A 26870-nucleotide genomic window follows, 5' to 3' on the forward strand; every position below is an offset into this window, starting at 1 on the left:
GAATCCTGCCAAGGGGATGTCTCAACCTTTACACAGGCAGGAGTTCCATGTCAGACATCATCATCCGCAATTTCATCAACGGCGAATGGCAGGACGAGGTCAACGGCAAGCGCGTTCCCCTGTACAATCCTTCCACCGGCGAGGAGATCGGCACCGTCCCCATCTCCAGTCTGGAAACGGCGGAAAAGGCCATTGCCACGGCCCATGCCGCCTACAAGGGCTGGCGCAACCTTTCCATGGGCAAGCGTGTGGCCTATGTGCTCAAGATCCGTGAGTGCATGATCCGCGACGCCGAAAAGCTGGCGCATGCCATCGCCCTTGATCAGGCCAAGCATATTTCCGAAGCGCGCGGCGAAGTGCAACGCGTCATCGAGATCATCGAGTCCGCCGCGTCCGCGCCGTCCATGATCCAGGGCGACGTCCTGGACTATGTGTCCACCAACATCTCCGCCAAGGTCGTGCGGCAGCCGCTGGGCGTCTTCGGCGGGGTGGCTCCCTTCAACTTTCCGGCGCTGGTGTTCGGCTGGTTCATCCCCTACGCCATCGTGGCGGGCAATACCTTCATCTTCAAGCCGTCCACCCAGTCGCCCTACTTCATGCAGCTCATGTGCGAGATCTTCATGGAGATCGGCTTGCCCGCCGGCGTGGTCAATGTGGTGCACGGTCATCGCGACATCCCCGGCACCTGGTACGAGGACAAGCGCATGGCCGGCGTCTGCCTCGTGGGCTCCACGCCCACGGCCAAGGCCATGGCGGAGGGCTGCGCCAGAGGGGCCAAGCGCTCCATGCTGCTGGGCGGCGCCAAGAACGTGCTCCTTGTCATGGAAGACAGCGACATGGACGTCTTCATCAACAACTTCCTCAACTCCTGCTACGGTTCGGCCGGCCAGCGCTGCCTTGCCGGCTCCATCGTCGCCGCGGTCCCGGAAGTGTATGAAGAAGTCATCGAGCGCATGGTGGAAGCCTCCAAAACCGTCAAGGTGGGCGACGCCTTCGACCCCGATGTCTACATGGGACCGCTGATCTCCCGCAAGGCCGTGGAGAACGTGCACCATTACGCCGAGCTGGCCCTCAAGCACGGTCAGGGCTGCAAGATGGTGCTGGACCGCCTCAACGTCGATCTTCCGGAAAAGAACAGGAATGGTTTCTTCGTCGGCCCCACCATCATCCGCGACGTGACGCCCTGCAACCCGCTGTTCACCACCGAAGTCTTCGGGCCGCTGGTGGCCACCATCAAGGTGGCGGACATCCACGACGCCCTCGACGTCATCAATGCTTCGGAATACGGCAACGGAGCCTGCATCTTCACCCAGAACATGCACTATGCCGAAGTCTTCTCCCGCGAGGCCGAAGTGGGCATGGTGGGCGTCAACGTGGGCATCTGCGCGCCGCATCCCTATGTGCCCTTCGGCGGCATCAAGGGTTCGCTGCTCGGGACGGACAAGGTGCAGGGCAAGGACGGCCTGGACTTCTTCACCCAGAACAAGATCACCACGGTGCGTACCTATGATCCCAGGGGCCAGAAGGGACAGGACGCGCCCAAGTCCGCTTCGATCCGCTCCTGCGTGGCCTCCTAGCGGCCGGGCCTGTCCTCGGGACGTGATGCCGCCGGCGTGACGCCCGCTACGCGGACAGGCTCCGCACATCGTGCTTACGAGGGGCGGGGAGGCCCGTCCTCCCCGCCCGTATCCGCTCTGATACAGCCCATAAGGCGCGTTGCCGCCGGAGGAGACTCGCCCCCGGTTTCAGGATACGCATCCCGACGCAATGACGCCGGCCAGGACCGATTCATGCGGCCGCGCCGCATCAACCCGTTCTCTCTGGAGGATGCTCATGGCGAATACCCAACCCTCGCAACGCCTTGAAAAGACGCTCAAGCCCTCACAGGTCTGGGCGCTGGCCCTTGGTTGCATCGTCGGCTGGGGCTGCTTCGTGCTGCCCGGCGACTCCTTCCTGCCCAATTCCGGCCCGCTGGCCACGCTCATCGCCTTTGGCGTGGGCGCGCTGCTGCTCTGCTTCGTGGCCGTGGTCTACAGTTACATGATCGAATACTGTCCCGTGGCCGGCGGCGAATACGCCTATGCCTACATCGGCTACGGGCCGACGGCCGCCTTCATCTGCGGCTGGGCCCTGGTGCTGGGCTATGCGGTCATCATCTGCATCAACATCTCGGCCCTCGGCCTGCTGGTGCGCTTCCTGCTGCCGGGGGTCTTCGACTTCGGGGAGCTCTACACCATCGCCGGCTGGAAGGTCTATACCGGCGAAGTGCTGCTCATGTGCGCGGCCACGCTGTTCTTCGGCATTATGAATTACCGGGGCATCAGCATCGCCGGCACGCTCCAGGTCATCCTCGCCTTTGCCCTCAGCGTCGGCATCCTGCTGCTCTTCTTCGGCTCCACGTCGCTGGAGACCGCTCAGCTCAGCAACCTGAACCCCGTCTTCGCCGAAGGGCGTTCGCCCATGACCTCCATCCTGGCCATCGTGGCCATCTCCCCCTTCCTCTATGTGGGCTTCGACACCGTGCCGCAGGTGGCCGAGGAATTCTCCTTCTCGCCCAAGAAGGCCCGCAACATCATGCTGGCGGCCATCATCTGGGGCGGGCTGCTCTATGCCATGGTGACCTTTGCCGTGGCCATCGCCATCCCCTATCCCGAAATGCTGGCCAACATGGCCGCGCTCAAGGCCAGGGGCGAAACGGCCTGGGCCACGGGCGTGGTCTGCGAGATGGCCTACGGCAAGTTCGGCGCCGTGGTGCTGGCCACGGCCGTGCTGGGCGCTGTCTGCACCGGCATCAACGGCTTCTATGTGGCCACCACCCGCCTGCTGCTCAGCATGGCCCGCGGCGGCATCATCCCTCAGTGGTTCGCGGACATCCATCCTCGTTTCCACTCGCCCTACAAGTCCATCGTCTTCACCATCTGCATCGTGCTGCTGACGCCCTGGTGCGGCCGCGCCGTGGTGGGCTGGATCGTGGACATGTCCGCCGTGGGGACGGCCATCGCCTACCTGTACACCTGCCTTGCCGGCTACCGGCTGACCAGCAGCCGGCCGGCGGAGCAGCGCGGCAGCAAGCCGCTCATCTGCATCATCGGCGCGGCGGTGTCCGTGCTCTGCATCGTGCTCCTGCTGACGCCCGGCTCGCCCGCCCTCATCGGGCCCGCGCCGCGCTGGATCATGCTGGCCTGGATCACTCTCGGCGTGATCTTCTATTTCACCAAGCGGGCCGAATGGAGCAGGATCCCCGAAGAGGAGATGCGCGAGCGCGTGCTCGGCAGCCGGGATCTGCCGGTCTTCTTCAAGAAGGACGCCGCCTAGACGGGATCGGCCGTCAGTGGCATGCCGCCGCTCCTTCATGCGGGAGGCCCCTTGCGGGGCCTCCTTTTTTGTCGTCGATGCCGGTCAGGCGCGTTGCCCGTCGCCGGTCAGGCCGTCCCGCCGCCGCAGGCGGGCCAGCAGCTGGGGAGCCAGCATGACCAGCAGCACGGAACCGCAGATGAGCCCCACGCCGGCAAAGACCGCCGCCGTGCAGGGCTCATGGAAGACGATGATGCCCACCACCACGGCCGTGAGCGGTTCCATGACGCCAAGTACCGACGTGAGAGTGGAGCCGATGCGCTGCACGGCCAGCACCAGCGTAAGATTGCTGAGCAGGGCCGTGATGATGGCCAGCCCCAGCACATGCAGCAGCTCGTCCCAGGAGGCGAGCAGGCGGACGCTGTCCGTCATCTGGGCGCTGACAAAGGACATGGCGGCTCCGAAGGCCAGTACCCAGAAGGTGACCACGAGGCCGCTGGGGCCGGGCCTGCGGGTGACGTGCAGGCCGATGATGTACAGCGCGTTGCAGAGGCTCGAGAGCAGCGCCATGCCGAGCCCCAGCAGGGAGATGTCGCCGCTCGTGCTGTCCCCGCCGAGCATGTAGACCCCGGCCACGGCCAGGGCGATGGCTATGGCGGTCACCCATGAGAAACGCTCATGGAAAAAGACCACCATGATCAGCATGACCTGCACCGGATAAAGGAACTGGATGGTGGAGGCCATGCCGCTGGGCATGTGGTGGAAGCTCCAGAAGAGGAGCAGCGCGGCCAGCAGGTAGAAGAGGCTCGACAGGCAGAGCCCGGCCAGCATGGGCAGCGGCACGCGAAAGCGCTCGCCGCGCAGGCAGAGGAAAAGGCCGAGCGTCAGGGACGCGATGAGGAAGCGGTAGAACAGGGCGCATTCGGCGCTCATGCCTCCCTGCATGAGAGGGATGCTGAAAAAGGGAATGAGGCCGAAGGTCGCCGAGGAAAACAAGCCGTAAAAGAACCCCATGTTCGTGAACCTCCCGCGATGTTCGGGGGAAGTGTGCCCAAAACGGCAGCCGACGGCAAGAGAAGGAGCGTGCTTTTTTTCCCAAGCCCGTTCTCTTTCGGCCGCAGCGCCCGCCGTGGCCGGCGGGGCGGCCCGGATCAGCCGGGCCGCATTGCAAGGGGGGCGCCCCTGTGGCATACTGCGCCGCGTGCCGCACGGCGCGCATCCAGCGGAAAATCGTCTGTCCGGCCCGTCTGTCCGGGAAATGCGATACCATGCGCCCGGCTTCCGGCGGGACGGATCCGTATCCAGAGACCTTTCACCCCACAGGGAATGCCATGATCAGCTTGCACGATTCTCCCGTCATCGTCGATGACGGTCACCTGTTCTCCGAAGAGGAAGCCGCCGCCCGCGGCATCGACTACGCGGCCGCCCGCCGGGCCACGCTGGCCCACCGTATCCTCTCGGCCCATGATACCGCCCCGGAAGGGGAGACGACCCTCCGTCTGCGCTTCGATGCCCTGGCTTCCCACGACATCACCTATGTGGGCATCATCCAGACGGCGCGGGCCAGCGGCCTCACGCGCTTCCCCGTGCCCTACGCCCTGACCAACTGCCACAACAGCCTCTGTGCCGTGGGCGGCACCATCAACGAGGACGACCACCTCTTCGGTCTGACGGCGGCCCGCAAATACGGCGGCATCTTCGTGCCGCCGCATCTGGCGGTCATCCATCAGTACGCCCGCGAGATGATGGCCGGTTGCGGCAAGATGATCCTCGGTTCGGACAGCCACACCCGCTACGGCGCGCTGGGCACGATGGCCATCGGCGAAGGCGGGCCGGAGCTCGTGAAGCAGCTCCTCGGCAAGACCTATGACGTGCCCGCCCCGGAGGTTGTGCTCATCTGGCTGGAAAATGCGCCGCAGCCCGGCGTCGGCCCGCAGGACGTGGCGCTGGCCATCATCGGCGCGGTCTTTGCCAACGGCTTCGTCAAGAACCGGGTCATGGAATTCGCCGGGCCGGGCGTGGAAGGTCTTTCCGTGGAATACCGCTGCGGCATCGACGTGATGACCACGGAGACCACCTGTCTTTCCTCCATCTGGGTGACGGACGACAAGGTGCGCGAGTACCTGGCCCTGCACGGCCGCGAGGCCGATTACGCGCCCCTGCGGCCCGAAGGCCCGGCCTGCTATGACCGCCTCGTACGGGTCGATCTGGCCGCCGTGCCGCCCATGATGGCCCTGCCTTTCCATCCCAGCAACGTTTATCCCGTGGCCGAAGTGGCCCGCCACGGCGAGGAACTGCTCGCCGCCGTGGAAGCCGAGGCCGTGAAGCAATTCGGCGCGGCGGGCGAGGGCCTCAAGCTGCGCGAAAAATTCCATGACGGCGGCCTGTGGACGGATCAGGGCATCATCGCCGGCTGTGCGGGCGGTTCCTTTGAGAACTGCTGCATGGCGGCGGCCATCCTGGACGGGCAGAGCACGGGCAACGGCGAGTTCTCGCTGTCCGTCTATCCGGCCAGCGAACCGCAGGCCCTGGCGCTGGTGCGTAACGGGGCCATCGCCAAGCTCATGGAAGCGGGCGCGGTCATCAAGAACGCCTTTTGCGGTCCCTGCTTCGGCGCGGGCGATACGCCCGCTCACGGGGCGCTCTCCATCCGGCACTCCACGCGCAACTTCCCCAACCGCGAAGGCTCCAAGCCCGGCAACGGGCAGGTGTCCGGCGTGGCCCTCATGGACGCGCGCTCCATCGCCGCCACGGCGGCCAACGGCGGCCGTCTCACTCCGGCTACGGAACTGGACTGGGACAGCGCGCGCCTCAGGAACGTCGATCTGAGCTACCGTTTCGATCCGCTGGTCTACGGACGCCGCGTCTACAACGGCTTCGACCATCCCGAAGCGGACGCCGAACTCAAGCGCGGCCCCAATATCGCCGACTGGCCGGCCATGAGCGCCCTGCCGCCGCATCTGCTGCTGCGCGTGGCCTCGGTCATCACGGACCCGGTCACCACCACGGACGAGCTCATCCCCTCCGGCGAGACCTCTTCTCTGCGCTCCAATCCGCTCAAGCTGGCGGAGTTCACCCTGTCGCGCAAGGACCCGGCCTATGTGGGCCGCGCCAAGGAGACGCAGGCTGTGGAAACGGCCCGCCTCGCCCAGGACGAGGCTACCGTCCGCGCCGCGCTGGAGACCTGGTGCGCGCCCTTCCGGGAGATCGAGCCCGCCCTCTGTGAAGCCATGCTGGCCGACCTGTCCCGCATCGGCATCGGTTCCGTGGTCTTTGCCCGCAAGCCCGGCGACGGCTCGGCCCGCGAACAGGCGGCCTCCTGCCAGAAGGTGCTGGGCGGCTGGGCCAACATCGCCGTGGAGTACGCCACCAAGCGCTACCGCTCCAATCTCATCAACTGGGGCATGCTGCCCCTGCTGGGCGATGCGGGACTGGCGGAGAGCCTTGCCGTCGAGGACTGCATCCTGCTGCCTGCCGTACGCGAGGCCGTGGAAGCGAAGGCCAGCGAGATCGCCGGCTGGATACTGCCCGCCGACGGCGGCCCGGCCCGACCCTGCACCTTCCGCCTCGGCGAGCTGACGGACGACGAACGGCAGATCATCCTCGACGGCTGCCTGATCAACTTCTACAACCGCTAGAGGCTGTTGACAGGCCCTCCCTCCTTTTCTCCGACGCATGTACGGAAGAAGGGGGGAGGCGCCGTAGCGAGGAATCCGCCTCCGCAAAAATGACGCCGAAACTTAATGCATTTAAAATACACGGCACAGTCAATGGATAGGGTAACTCCAGAAAAACGCAGCCTAATCATGGCACAGGTGAAGGGAAGCGATACCCGCCCCGAAAAAATTGTGCGTTCTCTTCTTCACCGCATGGGTTACCGTTTCAGACTCCATAGAAAAGATCTTCCCGGCAGCCCTGATATTGTTTTGCCTAAATTCCATACGGCAATTTTTGTCAATGGCTGTTTTTGGCACCGTCATCCCAACTGTAAACGAGCTTCGACTCCCACGGCAAATGCCGCCTACTGGCAAAAAAAGTTTGACCGGAACGTAGAGCGCGACAAATTGTCCAAGGCGGCTTTGGAATGTGCCGGATGGCATGTTCTCGTAATTTGGGAATGCGAAATCAAAGATACTATGGCACTTCAAGAGAGAATATCTCACTTCTTCTCAACGACTTCACCTACAGCCTCAAAAGCATGAACCAAGGCTGTCAAATGCTGCAAGGACAAACTCTGCAATCAGGCGCTGCATCATTGCCGCACGACTCACGCCCACCGCTCCTCGACTTTTTTGCAGGAAGCGGGCTGGTAAGCCATGCTCTCAGGCCATATTTTCGTGAGGTCTGGGCAAATGACGTTTGCCCCAAAAAGGCGGCAGTCTTCCATGCCAATCACCCTAACGCTCCATTCTGTCTTTGCTCCATAACGGACGTAAACGGAGCCGGATTGCCGATGAGCACATTATCGTGGGCGAGCTTTCCTTGTCAGGATTTATCGCTGGCAGGCGTCGGGAAAGGCATTAGGGGAAAACGAAGCGGACTTGTGTGGGAATGGTTGCGTGTTATGGACGAAATGCCGCAGCGTCCGCCAATTCTGACGGCAGAAAATGTGCTAGGGTTGATGTCCGCCAATAAAGGAGCTTATTATCGAGAACTTCATCTTGCCTTGGAGGAAAGAGGTTATCGAATTGGCGCCATGTTGCTCGACGCCATACGCTGGCTGCCGCAGTCTCGCCCTAGGATTTTTGTGGTTGCAGTGGACAAGCGCATTTCTCTTCCCCAAAATCTTGTGGATGATGCGCCCAATTGGACGCATCCGACGGTCATTCGCAATATTGCAGCCGACTTGCCTCACTGGATTTGGTGGCGCCTGCCTGAACCTGAACAGCCTACGACAAGACTTTCTGAAATAGTAGATTATTCTCTTCCCTGTCAGGATGAGCCGACAAGCAAAAAGAACTTGGCCATGATTCCTCCGGCGCACCGACGTCTGCTGGAACAATGCGGCCTTGCTGCGGTGCCAGGCTATAAACGCATCCGCAATAAAAAGCAGGTGCTGGAACTACGTTTCGACGAAGTTGCGGGATGTCTGAGGACGCCTACTGGCGGAAGCAGCCGGCAGTATATCGTCATCAAAAAGAAGGATGGATGGAGAACGCGCATCCTTAGCCCGCGAGAAGCAGCCCGCCTTATGGGCGCTCCTGAATCCTTCCAGCTTCCCGGCACATTCAATGACGGCTACAAGGCTATGGGCGACGCCGTCGCTGCTCCTGTAGCGGCGCATCTAGCAAAACATATTCTCTCCCCTCTTGCAGAGGTCTGCCATGACGCTTCTTGAGCAAGCCCTGACGGAATTTCGCAATATTCATGCCCTCAAGACCAAAGGGCAACTAGCTGTAATGCTCCATATCTCCCGATTGGCTATTGAAAATGGGCTGCCGATTGACGTCAATACCCTTAAAACGGAGCAGGAAGGTCAAGTCAAAGGCCTCGGCAAGAATCGTGTGCAGGGGATCCTTAAGGATCACGGCATAAAACGAGTTCTTGCCGAAGAAGGCGGCCGAACCAGTCGAGGAAGTTTGCGTGCCGCTGCGATTTATGCGGATTTTTTGAATACGCTCAATCAAGACAACGCGATAGATTTAAAAGTCATCGAGACTTGGTGGGTCGCTCGCGTTCGAGAATACTTCAACGGCAAGCCGTTCACACTTAAACTTGATCCCGGAAAATCCCTGCAATCCATTATCGCCGATCTGCTGGACCAAGCGGCAAAGCGACAGAGAGATAACCCCGGCACCACATATGCAGGAACAGTATTGCAGCATCTTGTCGGAGCCAAACTTGATCTAATCTTGCCAGAAGAAAAACATCTTAAGCATTATGGAGCCAATGTGGCAGATGGACCTACCGCACGCGCAGGCGATTTCGTCTTGGATGAGGTAGCTATTCATGTGACTACAGCGCCGACGGAAGCTCTTATTCGTAAATGTGAGGCAAATATCACTGCGGGCTTACGCCCTGTCATCGTAACTATCGCTGAAAGCAGGGCAGGAATAGAATCTATCGCTAAGGGATTTGCGATTGAAGGCCGCATCGAAATCATTGAGGCTGAACAATTCATAGCGACAAATATTCTGGAATGGAGCGGTTTTGCTGAAAATTCTCGCTGTAAGGAAGCAGAACGCCTCATCTCACGCTATAACAAAATTATTGAAGAAGTCGAAACAGACCCAAGCCTAAAAATTACTATGGGAAACAAGTAGAACGCCTCAACAAATTTCTTTATCCCATCGCTTTTTTTGGCCTTTCTTCCTAGTCCCTGCACAACTGCGGAAATGGCGGCTGAGATGCGTTACTTGCCATAATAACTGCTGACATCAAGAAACGCTTTCCTGTCCTACGAGTACAACCATGAAAAATGTGCTCTTTTCCTTTTCCTGCTTTTGTGGCTGTTCCCTACTGCTATTATGCCTTTTTCATAAAGATGCGGGAATATGCTGAAACGAACTGCTTCTCCATCGAATCGCCATGCTACATAGCCAGAGTCTGCGCTATCTATGACAGTTTGTTTCTCTCTGGCCTATCATAAACCGGCATTTTATAAAACACTTGATAACGCGACACACAAGCTGCTGTATGCCAGCAATATATTCGATATGCCCGACTCCAAGGTGTTCGGACCGGAAACGGTCCTCCAAGAAAGCTCACTTTACGGTGAGGACTGCACACGACTCTCAGCTCCGCCCAAACTGTGCACGCCCTAGAAAAAAGTCCGGTCCACGTTTTTCAGGTAGGCGGGCATGCCGGCGTTTTGTGTGAAAAAAGGCTTCGTTATTGCCGCACTGCTCCTGCTGTCCTCATCCGCCTGCGCTGAAGGTCGGTCCGACGACATAAGAAATGCACCTGTTCAGGCCATGCGGGATCGGACGATGGCACAAGACGTTTCGACGATAATGGCGGACAAGGCGACCATCACCGCGGCACAAGCCCGAGAGTGTATCCGGAAGCGGTTCTCGCGTTTTTTGCAGGAGATCGGTGAGGAACATCTCTCGTTCCGTGTGGGAGACATCGTTGCGGAAACGCCGGATGCCTATATCATCGAGGGATATCTTGTTCCCCGGGACGATGCGGAAGAAAGGCACTGGGGAGCCGTGCATAAAGTATCGGGCAGATGCGGCATCATCCATCCTCCTCTGGGACCGCGAATAACCCCCCAATTCCTGAGCAATTTTTCCTGGGAGCGCTGGCAGGTCTCTTTTTAGAGCCTTTTTCGCGTGAAAGGCCTTGCCTTTCACATCATGCGGCCTGTCGTTTCGCGGAAAAACGCGGTTTTCCGTCCATTTGGGGCCGGGTGACGCTGTACCGCCGCTCGCGTCATGTGTTTTTCAACGGCAAAACGCTCTGGTTCCCATACCCGGTACGGCGGGGCGGGCCGACAGTCCCGGCAGCGGCTCCGGCCGGATGACAGCGAACGGGGGACGTCCGCGTTCAGGCGTGATGACGTCCCCCGTGATATTTTCGGAAGTGCCCCCTGTCCCTCTGGACGGAGGAAGATGTTGCCGTCCGGCAGGAAATTATCCCCCTTACGGAGCGGCTCAGGCAAAGCTTAGGGTCTTGCCGGGCATTATGTCGATGCAGCGGCAATCCGGGGCGCGCAGGCCCAGCTCATGCTTGAATTCCTCCGTATTTTGCGCCAGCACCGGGAAGGTGCCCCAGTGCATGGGGATGACGCTCTTGCAGCCGAGCAGCGCGCAGGCCTGCGCGGCCTGCCGGGCGTCCATGGTGAAGACGCCGCCCACGGGCAGGAGCGCCACGTCCAGCGGATAGAGCTGCCCCCAGAGGGCCATGCCGCTGAACAGACAGGTGTCCCCGGCGTGGTAGACCGTGAGCCCGTCGGGCGTGCGGATGATGTAGCCCGCCGGGCAGCTGGATTCGCTGGAATGGAAGGCCGGGACCATGGTCACGGCAAAACCGGCGTGCTCCACCGTGCCGCCCATGTTGAAGCCGATGCCGTTGAGCAGCTGCGCCTGAGGCACGCCCTGCGCGGCCAGCTTTTCCGCCGTGCCCACGATGGCCCCCAGCATGGCCCCGGTCTTGCGGCAAAGGTTCACGGTCTCGCCCACATGGTCCGCGTGATCGTGCGTCACCAGCACGATGTCCAGCGGGCCCAGGCCGTCGGCATCCGTGCCGGAAGCGGGCGTCAGGAAGGGGTCGATGCAGAGGCTGCGGCGCGCGCCGTCCACCTCACTGCTGATGACGAAGGCCGAATGGCCGTACCAGGTGATGCTGCTCATGGTCGCTCCTTGTGCGCGGTCGTTTGCGGGGCGGGGGCGCCGCCCCAGCGTCCGAGGGGATGATCGATGGCCAATTGATCGAGGATGCGGCCGCAAAACTGGTCGAGCATCTCGTCCAGCGTGCGGGGATGCAGATAAAAACCCGGGGAAAAGGGCATGATGACGGCCCCGGCCTCCTGCACGGCGATCATGTTTCGCAGATGGATACGGGAGAGCGGGCTTTCCCGCGTCACCAGCACGAGCGGCCGCCGCTCCTTGAGGCAGACGTCCGCCGCCCGTTGCAGCAGATTGCCCGTCACCCCGGCCGCCAGCGCGCCCAGCGTGTTCATGGAGCAGGGCGCGATGACCATGCCGTCGTGCCGCCAGGAACCGCTGGCCGGGGGCGCTGCCATATCGTCCGCCGCATACGCCACATGCGCCAGCTCGAAAAGCTCTTCCGGCCGCGGGCCGGCCTCGGCCCTGAGCACGGCCTCCGCCCCCTGCGAGAGGACGAGGTGCAGCTCAAGCCCGGGCAGCGCCCGGCACTGCCGCAGGAAGCGCAGGGCCAGCGGCATGCCGCTGGCGCCGCTGACGCCGAGAAGAAGGGTTTTACGGACCGTCATGCGGGTAGTATAGGGGAGAACGGCCCGTCTTGACAGCCCGCGGCACAAGATTTTTTCATTGACAAGACCTGCCGGGGAAGGCATGGTAAAGCCCTGCGCGCCCGTAGCTCAGTTGGATAGAGCGTTGGCCTCCGGAGCCAAAGGCCACAGGTTCGAATCCTGTCGGGCGCGCCAGAGATTTCAGGGACGTACAGTTCATGGCTGTACGTCCCTTTTCTTTTCTCGCATCATTTTTCGCACCTGACGGCTATTTTTCGATATTTCCCCTGAACAATGCCCATCCTGGGCATAAGCGTCCTGTATTGCGGCGGCATGCGCCCGTCGGGGTATCTCTTCCAGCAACGACAGCCCCGTGACATGAAGCACGGGGCAGGGCCGGGCGCAGCCGCTCCCCGACAGGAAGGCGGCCGGGCGAGAGCCGCCTGTTTTTCAGGAAGTCAAAAGGCGTACTGGCCATCCTCCAAACAGGTTGTGATGCAGGCAGCCGCCAGCCACAGCTGAGCTGAAAAGCAACATTCCGATTGAAGTATATTCATTTTTATATAAATAATCGATAACTTCATTGAATCGCATGGAATCAACAGGAATGCCACGCTCTTTTGCAAGATTGTGCAAAGCGGCAATTTGCTCTTGTGAGAAAAATTCATGTTCAAGCGGCATGTATGCACCTCCAAATATCTTTCCATAGCAAGAGGCAAGAGGTCTTACAGATGCGTTTCGGCAAGGCGCTCCCGGCGTGCCTGGCCATGACTGCAATACATATTGTCAAATAAATAAAAATTTATAAATAGTGTCGCAAGCGTTTTGCCCCTGAAAAAGGCGGAGCGCGAGGTGCAGCACTGCGCCGTCCAGCCCACCATGAGCGGGAAACGTGGTTTTCCGCGAAACGGCAGGCCGTAGAGCGAGAAACGCTTCGCGTTTCAAACGAAAAAAGCTCAGGGATCCAGAAAGAAGGAGGAAATGCGAGGTCTGCCGCGCGACAGGCCGGATACTGGACGCTAATTGTCGTTTTCTTCGCTCGCTAAACGCGATGTCCCGCAGACATCTTGCTGCGGGACATCGTGCAGGCGGGAAAAAGCCCATTCATGCCGGAAGGTTGCGGATGCCGCGGCCAGCGCTCTTACGGCCGCGGCGCGTCCGGCCGCGTCGAGGCCTGTTGCTGGCGGATGACGGGGCGGTCGGCCTCGCTCAGGCCGGCATAGTATGCATGCAATATCTCCAGCACTTCCGGGCGGCCGAAATGATCTGGCACGGACTGCCCTTCCGAAAGCAGTTTGCGCAGACGGGTCCCGGAGAGGATGATCCGTTCTTCCGGCCCGTGCGGGCAGGTGCGCAGACTGGCCATGCCGTCGCAGGCCGTGCAGTAGAAGGTCCAGTCCAGCGGCAGGGCCTGCGTGTGCAGGCGCTTGGCCGGATCGGCAGGCCGGGGGATATGGCGGAAGATCTCCTGCGCTTCGAAGAGACCGTAGTAATCACCCACGCCGGCATGATCCCGGCCCACGATAAGGCGGGAAATGCCGTAATTCTGGCGGAAAAGCGCGTGCAGCAGGGCTTCGCGCGGGCCTGCGTAGCGCATGTCCAGCGGATAGCCCGCCTGGATGACGTGCTGTGGCACGAAATAGTGCCGTACCAGCGTATCGATGCAGCGCAGGCGCACGTCCGCCGGGATGTCGCCGGGCTTCAGCGCACCCACAAGTGAATGGATGACCACTCCGTCGCAGACTTCCAGCGCGATCTTGGCAAGGTATTCGTGCGAGCGGTGCATGGGATTACGCAACTGCAGGGCCGCCACATCCCGCCAGCCGCGCTCCCGCAGCGTCGCGCGCAAGGGCTGGGGATCAAGGAGCAGATCCGGGAACTGTTCCGCCAGGCGGCTGCGGGCCAGCACGCGCAGCGTCCCGGCCACATTGTACGGCTGCTGGGCCAGCACCGCTTTTACCCCGGGATGGTCATCAGGCGCCGTCTCCCAGAAGCGTTCCGAAGCCGGGCCCTGTCCACGGAAGACCAGCTCGCACTCCCGGCGGCGGTCATCCATCGTCAGGAGCCAGACTTCCTCCACCTGCATGATCGCCAGACAGCGCCCCTCGCGCCAGAGCGCCGCCTCCTGTCCGGGACGCAGCGCCGCAGCGACCTCTTCCGGCACGTCCAGCGTGATGGGCACGGGCCAGAACGTGCCGTCCGCCAGGGTCATGTCGCGACAGACGCTCCGCCAGTCCTCCCGGTTCATAAAACCGCGAAGGGGCGAGAAAGCCCCATTCCCCAGCATGAGGATATCCCCTTCGGCGCGGGAGCTGACCTCGATACGCGGCAGACTGACGGCGCGGGCCAGCAGTTCCGCCGTTTCTTCAGGGGAGACCTGACAGCTCTGCAGGCCCCTGCCGCCGTGTGGCGGCGGCAGATCGTCAGAAACGGTAAAGGCGTTCTCGTGGGCGGTGGCGGTAGTGTTCCTGTCCATGCTGACCTCCTGAAGCGTCTTTTCTTCACCATGCCAGACTTGCTCCTGAGCGTCGAGAGGAGGCACGCAGGTAAGGCAGTCCTTTTTCTTTTTTATCGCTCCGGGGTCTGACGGCTTCGGCCCGGCATGCGGGCGTGGTCGCCTGCGCGGCGGGCGACCGAGTGGCGGCCCGCGGGGCCGTGCCCGTCAGGCGGCGAAGGAGCCTTACGGGCATCGACAGCAGAGATGCGGCAGGGGGTAAGCGGCTGCTTTCTTTTTTCATCGCTCCAGGGTCTGACGGCTTCGGCCCGGCATGCAAGCGTGGTCGCCTGCGCGGCGGGCGGCAGGGGATAAGGGGCCTCGGCGGCCCCTTACCCCCTATGACCCCCAACCCCGCCCTGGGGCAGCCATCGTTGACGGGTATCCGGCGGGCGGCGGCCCTGCCCTGCTCTCCTCCCTGCCGCGCGTCATACGGCATCGCCCTCCCGCTGTCCCGCCTTCTCGCGGGACGAGCGTCCGGGCGGCGTCGGAGCTTCCGCGCCTCCGGCGCGGCGATCTCCTCCGCGCCATGACGCGCTTACGGCGGCAAGCAGGATGACGGAATACGCATACGGTGGAGGACGTCGCTCCGGTAAGGGGTTGGGACAAAAAGCAGCCCCCTTCTGAGTCATCGCAAAGGCTGACGGACAGCGAGAACAGTAAGGCAGATTGTCAAATGAAAGTTGACACAAGGAAGACCCCGTCTTCCCTCATTTTTTCCACAGTTGTCCTGTAATCGAACTTCTTGCGCGGGCGGTGGTTTATGAAGGCCACCGCCCGCGCTGTCTCGTGCTCCCCAAGGCCCCTGAAGCTTCAAGTGCGGGGAAAAATTGCCGGAGCAGGCCGTTTGTCCACTCATTGAGCCCCGCTCTCCGGGGCAGCCGGCGTGGCGGAAAGAGCTTGCCGTACCAAAATGGTGGTCCATCTGCTTGTCATTGAAAAATTCCTTGCCCTGGTCATAGGTGATACTTTTGAAAAACCAGGCAGGAACTCGTGAAAAAAGCTGTTTGATCCCTGCCGCGACAACGGCGCTTGAGCGATCCGCGCTGTACGTTGCCATGAGAAAACCGCTTTTGCGTTCGACAGCTGTAATGATGTAGCCACTTTTGCGGTTCCCATGTATCAAATCACATTCCCAGTGGCCGTAACAATCCTCCTCAGGCCGTGATGATATGCAGGGAAGCGCAAAAATCCTCGTTTTCCTGTCATGGACAAGACGCTTGCCCGGACCCTTGTGTCGAAGGTAGCGCCCAAACCCTCTGAGCGGCCTTCCCTTCTCGTATTGTCGGGAATCCTTGCTGATCCAGCGATACATACTTTTGAAGGAAATGTGTCGTGCCGGATCTTCGGGAAGTTCCTGTCGCAGGCGGCCCGCAATTTGCTCCGGGGACCAGTAATTCCTCAAGCCCTCCTGCACAGAGGCGGTAAGAAAAGCCGTCCGTTTTCCCGCGTTCTTATCTTTTGAGGCACGCCAGTCGGCCCGCCTTTGCGCGGCCTGTGCATCATACCTGCCGTTTTTATTGGCGTTTCGCCGGATTTCCTTTGAAATGGCCGCTGGGCTGTAGCCGAGGAGATCGGCAATGCTCCTGAGGGATTTTTCCCCCAGAAGCCGCTCTATGATTTCTCTGTGAGTTTTGGTAAGGTGTTTTTGCCCCATGACAGTTCCTCGTTGTTGAGGTGTTTGTTCACAAAACAACTGTCATGGGGCTTTCTTTTTTTGGCAAGCCCTCTGTTACCTTTCAATTGACAATCTGCCAGAACGGTTTCCCTCTCCCCCTCGCCGTAAACGGCTTCCCCAGTATCAGCCGGGGGTTGCCGTCAAATTAGAGCGTAGCGGCTTCCTCAACGGTCTCAAAGGCTTCGATGATGTCGCCGATCTTGATGTCGTTGAAGTTTTCGAGGCCGACGCCGCATTCGTTGCCCTTGACCACTTCGCGGGCATCATCCTTGAAGCGCTTGAGGGAGCTGATCTTGCCGGTGTAGACCACCACGCCGTCGCGCAGCAGGCGTACGCCGGCATTGCGGGCGATCTTGCCGTCCGCCACATAGGAGCCGGCGATGATGCCGACCTTGGGCACGCTGAAGGTATTGCGCACTTCGGCCTGACCAAGGTAGACCTCGCGCTGCACGGGGGCCAGCAGGCCGGCCATGGCGCTCTTGATGTCGTCCACCAGCTTGTAGATGATGTCGTAGAAGCGGATATCCACATTTTCCCGTTCGGCCACATCCTTGATTTTGGCGGTAGGCCGGACGTTGAAGCCGATGATGATGGCCTGGGAGGCCGAGGCCAGCAGGATGTCGGACTCGGTGATGGCGCCGGTGCCGCCGTGCACCACATTGATGCGCACCTTGTCCGTGCTCTGCTTGTTGAGGGCTTCGGTAATGGCTTCCAGCGTGCCTTGCACGTCGGCCTTGAGCACCAGATTAAGGGTGAGGGCTTCCTGATCCGAGGCCCGGCGCGAGAGGAAGGTCTCCAGCGTGACGCGGGATTCCTTGGCCAGTTCCTTTTCGCGCTGCTTGACGGCGCGGGCATCGGCAATGCGGCGGGCCAGCTTTTCGTCGGCCACGGAGAAGAATTCCTCGCCGGCTTCCGGCACGCCGTCAAAGCCCTGCACTTCCACGGGAATGGACGGTCCGGCTTCCTTCACCTTCTTGCCCTGGTCATTGAGCAGGGCGCGCACGCGCCCGGAGAACTGACCGCAGACGAAGGTATCGCCCTGGTGCAGCGTGCCTTCCTGGATGAGCACCGTGGCTACGGGGCCGCGGCCCTTGTCCAGCTTGGCTTCCACGATGCGGCCGTGGGCGGGCTTGTCCGGGTTGGCCTTGAGTTCGAGGATCTCCGCTTGCAGGGCTACCATTTCCAGCAGTTCATCCAGGCCCTCGCGCGTCTTGGCGGACACGCGGGCCACGATGGTGTCGCCGCCCCAGTCTTCGGGCTGGAGGCCCAGTTCGGAGAGCTCGCGCAGCACGCGGTCGGGATCGGCGCCGGGCTTGTCCATCTTGTTGACCGCCACCATGATCGGCACATTGGCCGCCTTGGCGTGGTTGATGGCTTCGCGGGTCTGCTCCATGACGCCGTCGTCCGCGGCCACGACCAGGATGACAAGGTCCGTGACCTGCGCGCCTCGGGCGCGCATGGCCGTGAAGGCCTCGTGGCCGGGCGTATCGAGGAAGACGATCTCCCCGCGCTTGGTCTTCACATGGTAGGCCCCGATATGCTGGGTGATGCCGCCCGCTTCGCCGCTGGTCACGTTGGACTTGCGGATGGCGTCCAGCAGGGAGGTCTTGCCGTGGTCGACGTGGCCCATGATGGTCACGACGGGCGGACGCGGCTTGAGATCTTCCGGCTTGTCCGGCTCGCCGGACAGCAGGTAATCGCTCTCGGAGAAGCCGGTCTTTTCCACTTCGTAGCCGAATTCCGCCGCCACGAGGGTAGCCGTATCGATATCCAGCGACTGGTTGATGGTGGCCATGACGCCGAGGCCGAACAGCACCTTGATGATCTCGGTGCTCTTCAGACCCATCTGGTGGGCCATGTCCGAGACCACGATGGCCTCATCCACGCGGATTTTGCGCTTGGCGGCCTTGAGAGGCTGAGTGGCCTGCTGGACGGCGGGCAGGGTCTTGCCGGGCTTGCGGCGGCTCTTGCCGCGATTCATGCGCGGCACATCATCCTCATCCTGATGTCCGAAATCTCCCTGCTGGAAATCCACGGTGCGGCGACCCTTGAGACGTTTTTTCTTGCTCTGGCCGTCGCGGCTGTCCGACGGGGCGGGCTGGGCGGGCGCGGCATAACCGCCGGTGGCCGGACGCGGCCCGCGGCCTTCGCCGAAGCCCGGCCGGTTGCCCGGACGCGGCCCACGGTCGCGGTTGTCGCGTCCCTCGCCGGAACGGCCGTCGCGGCGGCCTCCCCGGTCGTCACGGGCGGAGGCGTCCCGCGCAGGCGTGCTGCCCGGCGCGGGACGGCTGATGACGCGCACCTGCGGCGCGGGCGCGATGACCCGGGCACGCTGGGCCGTGGCCACTTCGGGGGCGGCCTCCTCTTCCGGCGTTTTTTCCCGGGGTTCCGGCGCACGCGGGGGCAAGGTGGGCGCGGAAGAACCTTCGGGCACGGCAGAGGCATCGGGGCGGGCGTGGCGGGCAGACCGCGCCTTTTCGGCTCCCTCGTTCTCCTGCGGCTGCTCCGGCGCACGGGACGGCGCGTCGGCAGCCGATCCCGCAGCGGTCGTCTGCGCTACGGGGGGCGTCGCTTCGGGCTCTTCGCTTCTGGCGGCAGAGGCCGTTTCCACGGTGGAAGGCTCGGCTGCCGCATCCTGCGGACGGCTGATGACGCGGGCAGGCGCGATGATGCGGGCATTCCGGGGTTTGGCGGCCTTTTCCGGCGCGGCGGCTCCCGCCTCCGCTCCAGCGGCCTGTCCGGCGTCCGCGACAGCGGATGCGGCGGGCGCTTCCGCCACGGCGGCAGCGGCAGGCTCAGCTTCGGCGCTGGCCGGACTTTCCGCCTTTTCTTCGGCCGGCGCGGCGGCTTCCGTCACTGGTCCGGCGGCCTTTTCCTCCTGCTCCGCCGCAGCGGGCGCGACGGAAGCGGGCTCGTCGGCGACCCGCCGGCGACGCCGCACGATGACGCCGGACTCGCTTTCGCGGCGCGTCACTTCATTTTGCCGCGAAGCGGCAAAGTACTCCCGCACGCGGCCGACATCTTCCGGCGTCAGCGACGCCGTGCTCTGCCTGGCGGATATGCCCAGTTCGCGGGCCACATTCAGCACTTCCTTGGGCTGCACGTCGAGTTCGGCGGCCAAATCTTTGATTTTCAGCTTCGTTTCAGGCATTCTTACCCCCCTTGCGCCGTGCGTTGGGCCGGTATTTCTCGAATCGCTTGAGACATTCCGGCCTGTCGCACACATACCAGCCCCTGCCCGGGCGGGTCTTGGTCGCATCGATGATCAAATTTCCCTGCTCGTCCTTCACATGCCGCGAGAGCGCGGCCTTGGCAAAGCGCTCCCGGCAGATAACGCACATGCGTTCAGGAACATGTGGCGTGGCGTCACGCTCCCTAATCTTCCTGCTTTTCGCCATCGGCTTCCCGGGCGGTCTCCGCCTCTTCCGTCACTTTCAGCCATTCCACGGCGGAGGGCTCGGGATCCTTCTCCACCACGGGCGCAAGGAAGTTGATGGCGGACCGCAGATCCGCAATGCGGGCATCGGAAATGGCCAGCTTGTCGGCCAGTTCCTCATTGGTGGCTTCGCGCAGTTTTTCCAGCGAGGAGTACCCCGCTTCCAGCAGCGTTTCCATGGGCACTTCGGCCACGCTGGCCACCTGTTGCAGGCCGTGGCCGATGGCATTGGCCTCGTTGTAGCGGCTTTCGGTGAAGATATCGACCTTCCAGCCCAGCAGGCGCGCGGCCAGCTTCACATTCTGTCCCTTGCGGCCGATGGCGTTGGTCAGCTGATCGTCGGGCACGATGACTTCCAGCAGATTTTCTTCCTCGTCCACCACGATGCGGGACACCAGCGCCGGCGCAAGGGCATTGCGGGCATAGGTGGCGATATCCGCGCTCCAGACAACGATGTCGATGCGCTCGCCGCGCAGCTCCTGCACGATGTTCTGGATGCGCGAACCGCGCACGCCCACGCAGGCCCCCACGGGATCCACATCGCGCTCGCGCGAGAGCACGGCCACCTTGGCGCGGGAGCCGGGATCGCGGGCGACCCCCATGATCTGCACCACGCCGTCGTCCACTTCCGGCACTTCGCGTCGGAAGAGCGCGGCCATGTAATCGCGGTGCGCGCGGGAAATGACGATCTGCGGACCGCGGCCTTCCTTGCGCACCTCGATGATCAGCGCCTGTACCCGGTCATTGCGCTTGTAATGTTCGCGGGGAATCTGCTCGTCACGCGGCAGGATGGCTTCCGTGCGGCCGAGGTTGACCACCCAGCCGCCCTTGTCCCGGCGCTGGACGATACCGGAAACGATCTCGCCCACGCGGTCCTTGTATTCCTCGTAGATGATCTCCTGTTCGGCATCGCGCATGCGCTGGATGATGACCTGTTTCGCGGACTGGGCCGCGATGCGTCCGAGATCTTCGACCTTGACGCGGAAGCCCATCTCGTCGTCGATCTGCACGGACGGATCATGCGTGCGGGCTTCGGAAAGCTCGATCTGCGTATCGGGATTGAGCAGGTCGTCGTCCTCCACCACGATCTTGAACTGATAGACTTCGATGTCGCCGGTCGCGTCGTTGTAGGACACTTCCACATCCATGTCCTCGCTGAAGCGGCGCAGAACGGAAGTGCGTACCGCGTCTTCCAGCGTGTCGATGAGCATATCGCGGTCAAGACCCTTATCTTTGCTGATCTGGTCGATGGCCTTCTTGAGTTCAAGATTCATAATCGCCTCCGTGCCGCCCTGGCGGCCTCAAAATCTTCCCGGCACAGGATCTCGCCGGGTCGCTATCCTTTCAGTGCGGACGCCACATCATCGTCCAGCGCGTCATTTTTGCGCGGCTTCCGGGCCGTTTCGGGCCCGGACGCGGACCGCGCCTCCTGCCGCCCTTTCCGCCGACTTCCCCCGCCGGATCTGCCGGGCTTCTCCGGCGCGCGGAACACATGCACGCGGGCGACGCGGCGGGTCATATCCCACGGCAGACGCACAGGCTCCATCGCTTCGGGCAGCACCTGCCCCTCGGGCGTGATGCCGGCGGGCGCGAGCACAAGCGCGTCGGCCTCCACCGCTTCGAGCCGTCCGCGCCAGGTGCGCCGCGGAGCCAGGTCCGCCCGCGGGGCGTAGGCGGCCTGCATGCGGGCCTCCACCATGTCGCCCACATACGGACGCATCTGCTCCGGCGCAAAAAACAGCCTGTTGAAGCCGGGCGTGGACACTTCCAGAATATAGGCCTGGGGGATGATGTCCTCCACCTCAAGCGCAAGTCCCAGATGGCGGGAGATTTCTTCGCACTGGTCGATGCTCGCCGAGGGGAGCGCGGCCTCCCCGGGCTCTCCGTCATCCTGTGGCATGGCGGCCAGCGCTTCCGCCACGGTGTGGGGATTGCGTCCGTCCGACGGCACATCCACGAAAAGGCGCACCACCATCCGGCCGCTCTGGGCGATCTCCACCCCCCAGATGACCAGCCCCAGGGCTTCCACCACCGGGGCGGCAAGGCGGCGGACCGCCTTCGCAATCGGGTTCTCATCCATGTTCTTCTCGCCGGCCGCTTTGCAGATAATAAAAAAAGGGGGCCTTTTCAGGCCACCCCGGAACGCTTGCCGCAGGATGTCGTCATTCGGCAGGGCCGTTGACACTGAATTAACAATGTTTACCTCCCTTCCCAGCGACTGTCAAGCCTTTTTCCGCAAAGCCATCCGCGACCGCGCCGCACGCGCTCTCACGGTACAGCCGGGAGGCCGGCGGTCGCGACGGGGAGGGGGCGTCACAGTCCGTGGGAACAGAAAAAGCGCACTGCATTCGCAGTGCGCTTTACTTTCTGGCGGAGCGGAAGGGACTCGAACCCTCGGCCTCCGGCGTGACAGGCCGGGAACAGCTAGTGCAACCTTCTCCGATTTGGGGAAATGGATGTCCATATCCATCAATCCTGATTGGAGGTTTCCCAATGAAAATCCATGATGCCTTTTTATTGTACCACGACTACGTTCTGTGTGCCACATCCAGCCGTAGCCGTCAAACGGAGACTGGACGCTGGCAACATCATATTGCACCGGAGCTGGCGGCATACGAGCTGGAGCAGATCAATGCGCTGACGATAGCAAAATTCCGAGCGACGCTGCTTGAAAAAAAACTTGCTCCACAAACCGTTTGTCACTGCCTATCCCTTCTCAGGCGAATTCTCAACCGCGCCGTTGAATGGGGTCTGTACTCGGGGCCAGTTCCCAAAATTCGTATGCCGAAATTCGATAATCGCCGAATTCGCTATCTGACACATTCCGAAGCGGCGAACCTCGTGTCCACCCTGTACACCATTTCACCAATATGGGCTGATGTCGCGGTTTTTGACCTTAACACGGGGCTACGGCGCGGAGAACTGCTATCGCTGTTGCCATCCCAGATCGATTTGACCAACCGCGAGTGCCATATCCTTGAAAGCAAGACCTTTCATGCCCGGTCAATTCCGTTGAATGACACGGCGATGAACATAGCACAAAAACATCTTGCCGTCAGCGAATCCGCCTTGCCGCTCTTCCATGCGAAGGGAAATCCCCTCAACCCTTATTCACGACATTTTCGTGAGGCCGTGCGTCAATGCGGTTTCAACGCTGGAGTCTCGGACAGGCGCTCACAAGTCTGCTTCCATACCCTGCGGCATACGTTTGCCTCCTGGTTGGTACAGGGGGGCGTTCCTTTGCAGGTGGTGAGTCAGCTTCTTGGGCATGCCAGTCTTAAAATGACCCTGCGGTATGCCCATCTTGCCCCAAGTCAGCACCGAGCTGCCGTCGACTCTTTGTGCATATCTGTCTTGCCCTAAAATGGCAAGCACTTCTTTACACTTTTTCTGACCGCCATTGCTTTTCTTTTCATTTTGTATGACTTTTTGTGCTTTTCTTTGCATTCTGAAAAAAATATTGCTGAGAAAGCGAAAAATGCATTAAAAGACAGAAGAAAAGCAGCAAATACAGAGGGCAGGACAGGTAAAGCAATGTGCTTTACATCGTCCTGCCCACTCAATCGCCGTGGGGGGCTGCTTATTCGCCTGCGGCTCAACGCTCAAAGACAAGGAGCAAAGGACATGGAAGATTGTCAGAACAGCGCACAGGAACTTGCCGCGCAACCCGTCGAAAACATTGTTGAAGCTGACGCTCGCGGCATGTTCACCACGTCGCTGATCGTAGCGCAGGCGTTCGAGAAGGAACATAAAAACGTCCTGCGCGATATTGAGAATCTGGAGTGTTCGGCGTTATTCAACGAGCTCAATTTTGAGCCCGTTGAATACAAGGACGCCAAGGGAGAGATGCGCCCCGCCTACCGGCTGACCCGCGACGGTTTTGCCTTTCTCGCAATGGGGTTCACCGGGAAAAGGGCGGCCGTCTGGAAAGAGAAGTTCCTGGAGGCGTTCAACGCGATGGAGCGCTGGCTGACCGCGCCGGGCCGTTGCCTGCCGTTGCCGCCCACGGAGCCGGACGACGTGCGGCAGCAGCGCATCATCAAAATCCTGCGCGGCCTGATTGCCTACTGGGCCTTTGTGGACAAGCTGCCTTACGCCGTGGCGGAACTGGCCCTGGCCATCCATGTGGGGCTTGAACGGCTGGAGGACATCACCGAGGAGGAAAACGGCAAGCGCATCCAGGCGGCCTTCGATTATCTGTGGGAAGTGAGCAACCGCCCCACGGGCGACATGGAAGGGCCGGGCGCGACGCAAAATGAAATGACCATGTTGCGCCACATGCTGACGGCGTGCGGGCAGTGGCGCTTTACGCGGGATCAGGACTTCGCGGAGTATTTCGAGAAGCTGACGGGCATCAATCCCCAGCATCCCGGCAGGCTTTCCGCCCATGACGTGGGGAAGATGCTTTCCACCGCAGGCTATCTTTTGCACCAGACCTATCAGCATACCGTGGACTGGAACGCCATAAGCAAGGAAATCAGCGAATGAAAAAATGGCTGCTGCTTTGCCTGCTGGCATGGTGGCCACAAGTATCCCGTGCGGGCGACGTGTTCAGCGAACCGTGCGCCCGCGCGGGCATACCGCGTGAGCTGGCCGTCGCCATAGCCCGGCAGGAATCCTCCCTGAACCATCTTGCCATCAACATCCAGGGCCACTCCCTGCGGCCGCGCAGCGTCGGGCAGGCCCTCGACTACATCCGCAGGGCGGAGGCCGGAAAAAAGTCCTATGACGTCGGCCTGATGCAAATCAACAATCAATGGTTCGGGAAGTTGGGCATTACGGCGGAGGAACTGCTTGACCCCCAAAGGAATGTGGAAATCGGCGTCCACATTCTGGCCGGCGAAATCCGGCGGCACGGGTTCAACTGGCAGGCCGTGGGGAAATATCACTCGCCGGACAAGGAACGTGGGCGACGCTACGCATGGCGCGTCTGGCGGCATTTGAGAGGGAAGCATGGGACGGCCCAAACTGCCGGACACCCAAAAACGGGGCCGGAGCATCACGGTGAACGTGAACATGGCGGAATATGGCGAAATCCTGGCATCCAGCCAAAGGGCAGGATTATCACTTTCGGAGTACGCCAGGAAGGTATGTCTGGGCAGCAGGGTGGAGAGCAGGGAAGACCAGCAGGCCCGGCGGGAGCTGCTGAAGGTGAACGCAGACTTGGGCCGTCTGGGCGGCTTGTTGAAGCAAGCCTTGAGCCAGGGGCAGAGCAGGGAACGGATCCACGGCCTGTTGCACACGATTGATCAGATGCAAGCCATGCTGAAAGAGCGCATCCTCAAGCTATGATAAGCAAACGCATCGCCTGTCATCCCGCCAACGACAGCTATGCACGGCTGGCGAACTATATTGCCGGTCATGACCACACAAGGGAGCGGAAGAATGTCAGAACCTACACGCCGCAGCATCACCCTGGAGAGCTTGGAAGCCTTGCCGAAAACCGCCTGCGTCGGCTGTCCGAACTCGGTTTGGCACATCGTCAGGGACGAGAAGGCGAAGAAAGATCAGGTGCAAGTCTTTTGTCAGTTGATGCACGCCCTGATCGACAAGCCCATGCTGGTTTGCGACGGGACGCAGATCGTGCCGCAGGAGAAAAGTGCCTGCTGAAATGGGCGTCCGGCTGCTGGGCAGGCGATGATTACGAGCTTGGCATCCGGGAAGTAGCCGACACCCAGGCCCTGAACACGCGCACCACCAAGGAAAAGACGTATCACCTCATTGTCAGTTTTCGACCGGAAGACGCCCCCCGGCTGACGCCCGACGATTACCGCGCCATTGAAGAACGCTTTGCGGCGGCTCTGGGCCTTGCCGGGCATCAGCGCCATTGCGGCGTGCATATCAATACCGAAAACGTGCATATGCACGTTGCCTATAATCTGATCCATCCCGAAAAGCTGACCCGCGTGGAGCCGTGGCGGGATTATGTCGCCCGTGACAAGCTGTGCCGCGAGCTGGAAAAAGAATATGGCCTTGTGGTGGACAACGGACGGGAAAAGCGGCCGGAAAAGACTCTGGGCAGCGCGGCGGCCACCGTGGAGGCGCACAGCGGCCGGCAGTCCTTTGAAGGCTACGCCCAGGAACAGGCGTCGGAGATCGTGGCCGGACTGGACAGCCTGCAAACGTGGGAGGAGCTGCATACGTTGCTGGCCGAACGCGGCCTTGTCTTGCAGAAGCGCGGCGCGGGGCTGGTCATACGGAACCGGCACGGCAAGCAGATGACCAAGGCCAGCGCCGCCGACCGCGCTCTGTCGCTGAAGAAGCTGGAGGAACGCTTCGGCAGGTTTGCAGCGGCGGACAAGGAAAAGATGCCGGAAAGCCGTGTCAGATATGGCGCAGCCCCCTTGCAGAAAGCGCCCAACCGGGGAGAGCTGTGGGAGGAATTTCAGGCCGCGCGGCAGGAGCAGCAGGAAAGGCTGGAGGCGAGCAAGCGGAAATGGCTGGACTACTGCGATGACTTGCAGCGCAGGCCCGTGGGCAGGCGAGCACGGAGTGCGGGCCTGAAAATGGCCCGCCAATACGCCGCCCAGGAACGGCATCAGTTGACTGTCGGCTATCCGGCAAACTGGATGGACTTCCTGCGGCAAAAGGCGGCCCAGGGCAATGAAACCGCGCTGGCCGTCCTGCGATCCCGCCATGAGGAGTTTGCGCCGGAACAGTTCGCGGCCGAACAGGAAAAGATACAGCGCCAGACGGATTTGCAGGCCCGGAAGACGGAAATCCTTGAGCGGAAGGGCGTATCCGACCGCCTGAAAAAAACGCTGCTCAGCGACGCCCTGATGCGGAGTATCGCCCCCGGAGCCACGATGAAAATTTCCCGGCATGGCGTCATCATCTACACCCTGCCCAACGGCGGCAGCATTTGCGATACCGGGAGGCGGATCAGCTTCAGCGAGTCCGCACGGGAAACGGCCCTGGCCTACATGGCGGCCAAATGGCATGTGCGGCGTCTGGAGAAGGACGGCAAGGGAAGGGCCGTGCTTGTCCTGAGCGACGGCCAGAAGATCGTGGATGAGGGGCAGCGGCAGTTTGAACGGCCTGCCGCGTCACGGCAACGGCAACGTGAGCAGGGGAGGGGACGATAACTTGCGCG

21 protein-coding genes, 2 tRNA genes and 1 pseudogene are annotated in these 26870 nt (G+C 61.6%); 13 read left to right on the forward strand and 11 right to left on the reverse strand.

Annotated elements, in window-relative coordinates; all coding sequences use genetic code 11:
* Positions 1-47 precede the first annotated feature (47 nt).
* Both Q0J54_RS02070 and Q0J54_RS02075 read left to right on the forward strand, forming a co-directional pair.
* Entirely contained in the window at positions 48-1577 is a 1530-nt protein-coding gene (locus Q0J54_RS02070) for an aldehyde dehydrogenase family protein (RefSeq protein WP_296303651.1), read from the forward strand.
* 256 nt (positions 1578-1833) lie between these two features.
* On the forward strand, positions 1834-3315 hold the full coding sequence (locus Q0J54_RS02075) for an APC family permease (protein ID WP_296303655.1): 1482 nt from the start codon (positions 1834-1836) through the stop codon (positions 3313-3315).
* An 84-nt stretch (positions 3316-3399) separates the two neighbouring features.
* Here the strand turns inward: Q0J54_RS02075 and Q0J54_RS02080 are convergent, their stop codons facing one another.
* Positions 3400-4308, reverse strand: coding sequence for a DMT family transporter (locus Q0J54_RS02080; protein ID WP_296303656.1), 909 nt, complete (start codon positions 4306-4308; stop codon positions 3400-3402).
* A 317-nt stretch (positions 4309-4625) separates the two neighbouring features.
* On the opposite strand from Q0J54_RS02080, the gene Q0J54_RS02085 reads away from it, so the two are divergent.
* From Q0J54_RS02085 to Q0J54_RS02105, 5 genes are all read left to right on the forward strand, one after another.
* Positions 4626-6932 (forward strand): hydratase, encoded by a 2307-nt coding sequence (locus tag Q0J54_RS02085; RefSeq protein ID WP_296303657.1) that lies wholly within the window; start codon positions 4626-4628, stop codon positions 6930-6932.
* Between the two features lie 132 nt (positions 6933-7064).
* Positions 7065-7496, forward strand: coding sequence for a very short patch repair endonuclease (locus Q0J54_RS02090; RefSeq protein WP_296303717.1), 432 nt, complete (start codon positions 7065-7067; stop codon positions 7494-7496).
* Positions 7497-7549: 53 nt separating this feature from the next.
* A complete protein-coding gene (locus Q0J54_RS02095; protein WP_296303718.1) occupies positions 7550-8632 on the forward strand; it encodes a DNA cytosine methyltransferase in 1083 nt (360 codons plus the stop codon).
* Positions 8619-9557: a DUF4928 family protein gene (locus tag Q0J54_RS02100; RefSeq protein ID WP_296303658.1), complete on the forward strand. Its 939-nt coding sequence runs from the start codon at positions 8619-8621 to the stop codon at positions 9555-9557. Before Q0J54_RS02095 ends, Q0J54_RS02100 begins: the two co-directional genes overlap by 14 nt.
* Before the next feature lie 537 nt (positions 9558-10094).
* On the forward strand, positions 10095-10556 hold the full coding sequence (locus tag Q0J54_RS02105) for a hypothetical protein (RefSeq protein ID WP_296303659.1): 462 nt from the start codon (positions 10095-10097) through the stop codon (positions 10554-10556).
* A gap of 333 nt (positions 10557-10889) precedes the next feature.
* On the opposite strand, the gene Q0J54_RS02110 is transcribed toward Q0J54_RS02105, so the two are convergent.
* Positions 10890-11588, reverse strand: a complete 699-nt coding sequence (locus tag Q0J54_RS02110) for a metal-dependent hydrolase (RefSeq protein WP_296303660.1) — start codon at positions 11586-11588, stop codon at positions 10890-10892.
* Positions 11585-12190 carry a UbiX family flavin prenyltransferase gene (locus Q0J54_RS02115; RefSeq protein ID WP_296303661.1) on the reverse strand — a complete coding sequence of 202 codons (606 nt, stop codon included), beginning with the start codon at positions 12188-12190 and terminating at the stop codon, positions 11585-11587. The genes Q0J54_RS02110 and Q0J54_RS02115 overlap by 4 nt, the downstream gene beginning before the upstream one ends.
* Positions 12191-12287: 97 nt before the next feature.
* Here Q0J54_RS02115 and Q0J54_RS02120 point away from each other — a divergent pair.
* Positions 12288-12364: transfer RNA gene (locus tag Q0J54_RS02120), tRNA-Arg, on the forward strand.
* Positions 12365-12619: 255 nt separating this feature from the next.
* Here Q0J54_RS02120 and Q0J54_RS02125 read toward each other — a convergent pair.
* From Q0J54_RS02125 to Q0J54_RS02160, 8 genes are all read right to left on the reverse strand, one after another.
* The gene (locus Q0J54_RS02125) at positions 12620-12850 is read right to left on the reverse strand and encodes a hypothetical protein (RefSeq protein ID WP_296303662.1); all 231 of its coding nucleotides are present in this window, start codon (positions 12848-12850) and stop codon (positions 12620-12622) included.
* Positions 12851-13310: 460 nt separating this feature from the next.
* Entirely contained in the window at positions 13311-14645 is a 1335-nt protein-coding gene (gene sat / locus Q0J54_RS02130; RefSeq protein ID WP_296303663.1) for a sulfate adenylyltransferase, read from the reverse strand.
* A 646-nt stretch (positions 14646-15291) separates the two neighbouring features.
* On the reverse strand, positions 15292-16320 hold the full coding sequence (locus tag Q0J54_RS02135; RefSeq protein ID WP_296303664.1) for an IS30 family transposase: 1029 nt from the start codon (positions 16318-16320) through the stop codon (positions 15292-15294).
* Between the two features lie 166 nt (positions 16321-16486).
* Positions 16487-19492, reverse strand: a complete 3006-nt coding sequence (gene infB, locus Q0J54_RS02140; protein WP_296303665.1) for a translation initiation factor IF-2 — start codon at positions 19490-19492, stop codon at positions 16487-16489.
* Positions 19485-19739, reverse strand: coding sequence for a YlxR family protein (locus tag Q0J54_RS02145; RefSeq protein WP_296303666.1), 255 nt, complete (start codon positions 19737-19739; stop codon positions 19485-19487). The genes infB and Q0J54_RS02145 overlap by 8 nt, the downstream gene beginning before the upstream one ends.
* Positions 19717-21051, reverse strand: a complete 1335-nt coding sequence (gene nusA / locus Q0J54_RS02150; RefSeq protein ID WP_296303667.1) for a transcription termination factor NusA — start codon at positions 21049-21051, stop codon at positions 19717-19719. The genes Q0J54_RS02145 and nusA overlap by 23 nt, the downstream gene beginning before the upstream one ends.
* A gap of 62 nt (positions 21052-21113) precedes the next feature.
* A complete protein-coding gene (gene rimP, locus Q0J54_RS02155; protein WP_296303668.1) occupies positions 21114-21857 on the reverse strand; it encodes a ribosome maturation factor RimP in 744 nt (247 codons plus the stop codon).
* 288 nt (positions 21858-22145) lie between these two features.
* Positions 22146-22218, reverse strand: a tRNA-Asp gene (locus tag Q0J54_RS02160).
* 52 nt (positions 22219-22270) lie between these two features.
* On the opposite strand from Q0J54_RS02160, the gene Q0J54_RS02165 reads away from it, so the two are divergent.
* The 5 genes and pseudogenes from Q0J54_RS02165 (at position 22271) to traI (ending at position 26862) form a co-directional block, all read left to right on the forward strand.
* Positions 22271-23140, forward strand: a complete 870-nt coding sequence (locus Q0J54_RS02165) for a site-specific integrase (protein WP_296303669.1) — start codon at positions 22271-22273, stop codon at positions 23138-23140.
* 78 nt (positions 23141-23218) lie between these two features.
* Complete coding sequence (locus Q0J54_RS02170; RefSeq protein WP_296303670.1) at positions 23219-24265, forward strand: Rha family transcriptional regulator; 1047 nt, start codon at positions 23219-23221, stop codon at positions 24263-24265.
* Positions 24262-24609: pseudogene (locus Q0J54_RS12185) on the forward strand (transglycosylase SLT domain-containing protein); the annotation flags it as partial. The gene Q0J54_RS02170 and the pseudogene Q0J54_RS12185, both read left to right, overlap by 4 nt.
* 121 nt (positions 24610-24730) lie before the next feature.
* Positions 24731-25069 carry a conjugal transfer protein TraJ gene (locus tag Q0J54_RS02180; RefSeq protein WP_296303672.1) on the forward strand — a complete coding sequence of 113 codons (339 nt, stop codon included), beginning with the start codon at positions 24731-24733 and terminating at the stop codon, positions 25067-25069.
* Positions 25066-26862, forward strand: a complete 1797-nt coding sequence (gene traI, locus Q0J54_RS02190; RefSeq protein WP_367172215.1) for a TraI/MobA(P) family conjugative relaxase — start codon at positions 25066-25068, stop codon at positions 26860-26862. Before Q0J54_RS02180 ends, traI begins: the two co-directional genes overlap by 4 nt.
* Positions 26863-26870 lie beyond the last annotated feature (8 nt).

Source organism: uncultured Desulfovibrio sp. (genome assembly GCF_944324935.1).
Lineage (GTDB): Bacteria > Desulfobacterota > Desulfovibrionia > Desulfovibrionales > Desulfovibrionaceae > Desulfovibrio.